The organism is Roseovarius sp. D22-M7 (assembly GCF_037083785.1).
GTDB lineage: Bacteria > Pseudomonadota > Alphaproteobacteria > Rhodobacterales > Rhodobacteraceae > Roseovarius.
In genome coordinates, this window is sequence record NZ_JBAPKY010000105.1 from 1 (window position 1) to 5,256 (window position 5,256).

The window sequence follows — 5,256 nt, forward strand, 5'->3', positions numbered from 1 at the left end:
CCCAGCTGGTTCAAGCCGGGGAAAGGTTGCACATGGGTCAGTTCTCAGTGACAATTTTGGTGGTTGCCGGGTCAGATCTCAGCGACAATCAACACCTCAGCACCCGACGGCTTCACAAATCCGCTCGCGGTAAGCCCTGTTGGCGTTGCTTTCCTGCGACGACGGAGCGGCAACCGGGGCCTTTCCCTCGCATGACAGGGGGTATTCCGGGTCAAGTCCTGCATTGACGCAGGATCCGACATCCCAGCCCGGCGGAATGTCGTTCAAATCAACCTGTTTCCACTTCGGATGTCCGCTCTCGCGCAATGTATCGAAATAGGTGACCACCGCATGTGCGATCTCGGACACGGCCTCGCAACTCGCGCGGTGATACGGGTTGCGGCGCGGATTGTATTCGTAGGTCATCAGCACCGCCTTGACGGCAATTGCCTCGAGATCGTTCGTCAGAAATGAATATGTTCCAGCCGGAATTGTCGTGCTCTGGTAGACGGCGCGCAGTGTCGGGTCCGCGACCGGCACCAAGTGAAATCGTTCCGGATCGATCTGGTCCGACTGGAAGATCTTCGTAGGCGCGCCGGCGACATAGAAGAACGCATCGATGTCGTCGGCGAGCAAAGCCGCTAGCGAAGACTCCGCATCGATCGTCAGGCGCTCCGCAGGCGTGACTTCGGCCAGGTCCAGCACCAGCGATGCAGTCAGGAACGTTCCACTTTCTTCGACGCCGATGGCAACGCGTTTTCCAGCCAGATCCGCCAGTGATGTCACATCGCGTGTGGCCAGGATGTGAACCTCTTCATTGTAGAGCGGAAACGCGATCCGGACGCCGACGATCGCGCGCGCGACCGCGGGGTCATCGGCCGCATAGGTATTGAGATACTCGAGCACATCCGATTGCACGATGCCGAACTGCGTGAAAGGGCGCTTGCGGACGCCCAGAAAATTCTCAAGCGAACCGGCGCTTTCTCGTACGTTCAGGGTCACGCCGCATTTTTGCGCCATGGTGCTCATGTCACGACCGAACTGAATATATGTGCCGGTAAACCCGCCCGTCAGGATATTCTTCTCGAAATCCTGCGCATCGAGGCGTGTGGCGACCAGCGAAACCACAACTATTGCCGCTGCGCCGACGGCAACAACGCGGGAAAGCAGTCTTCTGAAATGTCTCATAGATTTCGTCCTATCTTCAAACCGATATTCTCAACATCCACCCAAGGTTCTTACGAGGGAAACGAGGGTCTGTCGATTGATGTCCCCGAACGTTGCGCGCAGCGCGTCCGTCGCGCAAGCGCCATTGACCAACAGACGCCGCAGCTTTTCCACTTCGGGCGTTGCGGCGCTCGGCAGGCCCGGCGCGCGCTGTATCGCAGCATCCACGACAGAGGCCGACCGCAGATTGAGGGCGGGCTCGGCGGCGACTTCTGCAGGCGGTGTCGCGAGGTTCCGGTCCCCTGTCCCGACATCTTCAAGCGCCATTTTTGCCATGTCGATCTGGTTCTGCAGGTCGTTCAGGTTCGCCTGGGCTTCGGAGCGCGAGCTGCGCAACGATGCCAATTGCGCCTCTGTCTGCACCCGCGCCGCCTCGGTCGACGACAAGTCGGACTTGGCCGACTCTATCATGCCGGTCAGTTCGGACAGCTTGGCGTCGGCATCACGGCGCGCCTCGGTGATCCGGGCGAGATCCTCTTCGGCGGCCCTCCGGCTCTCTGCAATCTCGGCTGTCAGCGTGTTCAGTTCGCCCTCGGCTTTCGTACGGTTCGCATTGATGAAGACCAGCTCCTGTTGAGCGGTCTCGTTTCTGGTCTTCAGATCCGCAAAACGGGACTGCGCGGCGGCAAGTTCGGCACGCGTCGTTTCCATCTGGCCGTTCAGTCGCGCAAAGGCTGCTTCCGCCTCTTCGCGCTCCTTCGCAATTCGAGAGCGATCCTCGCGGGCTTCTCTGCGCGTTGCCTCCATCTCTGCCTGCAAGTTTCGCAGCGACTCACGGATGCTGGTGCGCTCGTCGCCCAGGGACGCAAGCTCGGTGGCAATCGCCGCATTACGGGTCTCGGCTTCGGAAAAGCGCAACTCGGCATCTGCAATCTTCTGTTCCAGTTCCTGCAGCTCGGCCGTCCGGCCCTGAACTTGCGATTCTACCTCGGCCTGTGCCGCCTCTCTGCGATCCGCGAGGCTGGCCTGCAGGTTCTGCAATTCCGCTTCGACAGCGCTGCGCGCGTCCTCGAGCCGCGCAAGCTCTTGCTGCGCCTCTAGGCTCTGCTCCGCGGCCCGGCGCGCTGCCGCCTGACGATCGGAGACATCCTGCCGGAGCGTGGCGGCGCGGCCTTCCAGCTCTTCCACGGTCGCGCGCACCGCGTCCTGACGTTCCATAAGCGCCGGAAGATCCGTGGCCTGCGCCTCCAGCCGCGCGATGTCCGCCCTTAACGCCTCCGCCTTCTGTTCCAGTGCGGTTGCGTTCTGCGCCAGCGTCAGTTCCCGGGCTTCGGCTTCGGCGACATGCTCCTTGGCAGCCTCCAGATCGCTTTCGACCTCGGCGGCACGCTGCTGCCTTTCCTTGAGGGCCTTTTTCGCAGCATTCGCCTTCTCCAAGAAGCCGGCCAACGTTTCTTCAGCAGCCGCGATATCGTTTTCCAGACCGGCTTGCCTGTCGCCGAACGCGGCAAGCCGGGCTTTGCCGGCCTGCCGTTGCGCTTCAAGCGCGATCAATCTTTCGGATGCTTCCGTGGCTTGGGCCTGCGTATCTGCCAAGGCGGCCTCTGCCTGCGTTTGCGCGTCACGAATCCCCGCCAGGGCGTCGTCCGCGGAGGCGATCTCGCCCTCGAGGCTGGTCTTCCTCTCCGTCAAGGACGTCAGGTCTTGCCGTGCGGTCTCTATCTCTCGGCGGATGCCCACCAAGACCTCTTCAGCAGATCCGATCTCGTTCTTGAGGCCGGATTGGCGCTCTGAAAGCGACGCTACCTCTTCAAGACCGGACGATATGTCCACGGCGAGCGCATCGAGCTCTTCTTGGCGCCCCTCAAGACGTGCTTCTGCATCCGCAATCCGAACCTGCATGTCCGAAAGCCTCTCCTCCGCATTACCCCTCGCAGGAGACGGTGGCGCGTCGCGTTCGACCGCGGTCTCTTTCAGCACTTGCAGCTTGGCCTCTACCGCCTCGGCTTCGGCGACCTTTGCCGCGGTTTCTTCAGCCAGGCGATCCAGCTCGGCCAAAGCATCTTCTGTAACTCGACCCAGTTCGGCGACCGTATCCTCAATCGTCGACGTCAATACGGACTTTGTCGCGTTCAGTTCCTGAAGTTCTTCTTCCATTGACGCAATCTGAGCGCGATGCGCTTCAATTCGCTGCTTCAATTCCTGTTCGTCCGCAACGAGTTCCGTCCGTTCTGATCCGCTTTGCTCGGTCGGCACTGCACCGTCGCTTGGGGCCGCTTGACGGTCGCCGTCAGCATCCACCGGGTCCGCGCGGCCGGTCTCCAGCCGTTGCTGTTTCGCGTCCCTTGCCGGACGCAGCCGTTCAAGCTCCGACAGCAACCGTTCCTTTTCCTGTCGCGCGGGGCTTAACTCCGCGGCTTCCGCCGAGCGCTCCGAACGAATGTCTGCGACAGCTGGCTCCCGGACGGTGATGTCTACCTCCAGTGTCACAGTGTCCTGCCGAAACGCTGCGGCCTCTTCGGAGAAGGACTGCACGGCCTGCGCGTCCCCATCATCATCCGTGTTCTGCGCGTGAAGCGGTTCCGCTAGCAGCACAGACAGCAGAACAAGCACGAGAGCTGCAGTTCGATGAGCCCCGGTCATCTCCGATCCCCCCCCAACGACTGTTGTCGAACACCATCCACACGTTAACCAATGTTACCCGGTCTTCTGTCAGATGCAACGCCGCAACGTCGGTCACAGTCTCCATGGCAAATCGAGCACGGCGATCCTGCGGATAGCGCTCGATAGGGTGATCGAGGCGGGACCCCACCCTGGACCAACTCCGACAGATGAAGCTCGACGGCATGGCCGAGGCTTTCGTCGACTTGCAGGCGCAAGACGCCACCGCCGACCTGAGCCACGCCGAATGGCTTGGCTTGCTGATCGACCGCGAGGTCGCTACCCGCAATACCCGACGGTCCCAGACCCGCATGCGAGCGGCAAAACTGCGCCACATCGGGGCAGCCATTGAAGACGTCGACTTCCGCACACCGCGCAAACTGGACCGGGCATTGTTCCAGCAACTCGCCACCGGACGCTGGATCAAAGGCGCCCGCAACCTGATGATCACCGGCCCCTGCGGGGTCGGGAAGACCTGGCTTGCCTGCGCCCTGGGCCAGAAAGCCTGCCGCGACAACCTCACCGTCATCTACCAGCGGTTACCACGCCTGTTCGCCGATCTCGACCTGGCCCATGGCGACGGACGCTTTCCACGCCTTTTCCGATCTCTGGTGAGGGCAGACCTGCTCATTCTCGACGACTGGGGGCCGGACCGCCTGACCGCCGGTCAGCGTCGCGATCTCATGGAGATCGTCGAGGACCGCCATGGGCGAGGCTCGATCCTGATCACCAGCCAGCTCCCGGTCGCAGCTTGGCACGACGTCATCGACGAACCTACGTTCGCCGATGCCGTACTCGACCGCTTGGTCCACAACGCCTATCGCCTCGAACTGGACGGCCATTCAATGCGCCGTTCGACAGATGCCACAGAACAAGTTGACGAAGGCCCCACGCCCTGACATCAAAAACCATGCCTTCGCGGCAACGATCCTAAGGTGACCGGATACCCCGGAATGACTGACCGGATGTTGTCGGAACAGCCGACCGGATACGTCGGAATGCGCATTTTTTTTGGTGAACCTACCGAGTCTCGTAGAGACCATATCTGGAGAAGCTATGATCAGCGAAGATCAAAAATTGTGGGAAATGCTTGTTGAGCATGCGAACGCTCATAACGACCGGCATCTTACGGTAATGAAGTTTACTACCAATTGGCGTGGGGGCTGGTATCAGCCAGGTGAGCGTGAAGGTATTCAAGAGCTGTCTGAAGTGAACACTTTTGCGGAAGCGGCCCGCGCCGCTTTACAGGGTAAGGCTTCGGCGGGGCTTGCAGTTACCCACAAGTCGTGTGGCAACTTGAATCACCCACCAGACTTGGCATTGCTGGCTTCGATACGATCGTGATTCGTCATGGAGTGCGTATTCCACGACATGTGGCCACCTGTTCCACGCGCATGTGGCCAGTCATTCCATGACATGTGGCCACCCCCGTGAGGTGATCTGCGAGGC

At 61.0% G+C, this 5,256-nt stretch carries 4 protein-coding genes; 2 read left to right on the forward strand and 2 right to left on the reverse strand.

Going from position 1 to position 5,256, the window contains the following annotated elements:
• Window positions 1-96 precede the first annotated feature (96 nt).
• Window positions 97-1,167, reverse strand: coding sequence for a TAXI family TRAP transporter solute-binding subunit (locus V8324_RS20915; RefSeq protein ID WP_336421831.1), 1,071 nt, complete (start codon window positions 1,165-1,167; stop codon window positions 97-99).
• Between the two features lie 30 nt (window positions 1,168-1,197).
• Window positions 1,198-3,789: a hypothetical protein gene (locus V8324_RS20920; RefSeq protein ID WP_336421832.1), complete on the reverse strand. Its 2,592-nt coding sequence runs from the start codon at window positions 3,787-3,789 to the stop codon at window positions 1,198-1,200.
• Between the two features lie 188 nt (window positions 3,790-3,977).
• Here V8324_RS20920 and istB point away from each other — a divergent pair, with 188 nt between their 5' ends.
• Together istB and V8324_RS20930 are read left to right on the forward strand one after the other, a co-directional pair.
• The gene (gene istB, locus V8324_RS20925) at window positions 3,978-4,706 is read left to right on the forward strand and encodes an IS21-like element helper ATPase IstB (RefSeq protein WP_336421833.1); all 729 of its coding nucleotides are present in this window, start codon (window positions 3,978-3,980) and stop codon (window positions 4,704-4,706) included.
• A gap of 157 nt (window positions 4,707-4,863) precedes the next feature.
• On the forward strand, window positions 4,864-5,151 hold the full coding sequence (locus tag V8324_RS20930) for a hypothetical protein (protein WP_336421834.1): 288 nt from the start codon (window positions 4,864-4,866) through the stop codon (window positions 5,149-5,151).
• The last annotated feature ends 105 nt before the right edge of the window (window positions 5,152-5,256 follow it).

Bases quoted from the DNA above. Each gene is read 5' to 3' on its own strand.
- V8324_RS20915 (WP_336421831.1), bottom strand. From the start codon at position 1,167: ATGAGACATTTCAGAAGACTGCTTTCCCGCGTTGTTGCCGTCGGCGCA.
- V8324_RS20920 (WP_336421832.1), bottom strand. From the start codon at position 3,789: ATGACCGGGGCTCATCGAACTGCAGCTCTCGTGCTTGTTCTGCTGTCT.
- istB (WP_336421833.1), top strand. From the start codon at position 3,978: ATGAAGCTCGACGGCATGGCCGAGGCTTTCGTCGACTTGCAGGCGCAA.
- V8324_RS20930 (WP_336421834.1), top strand. From the start codon at position 4,864: ATGATCAGCGAAGATCAAAAATTGTGGGAAATGCTTGTTGAGCATGCG.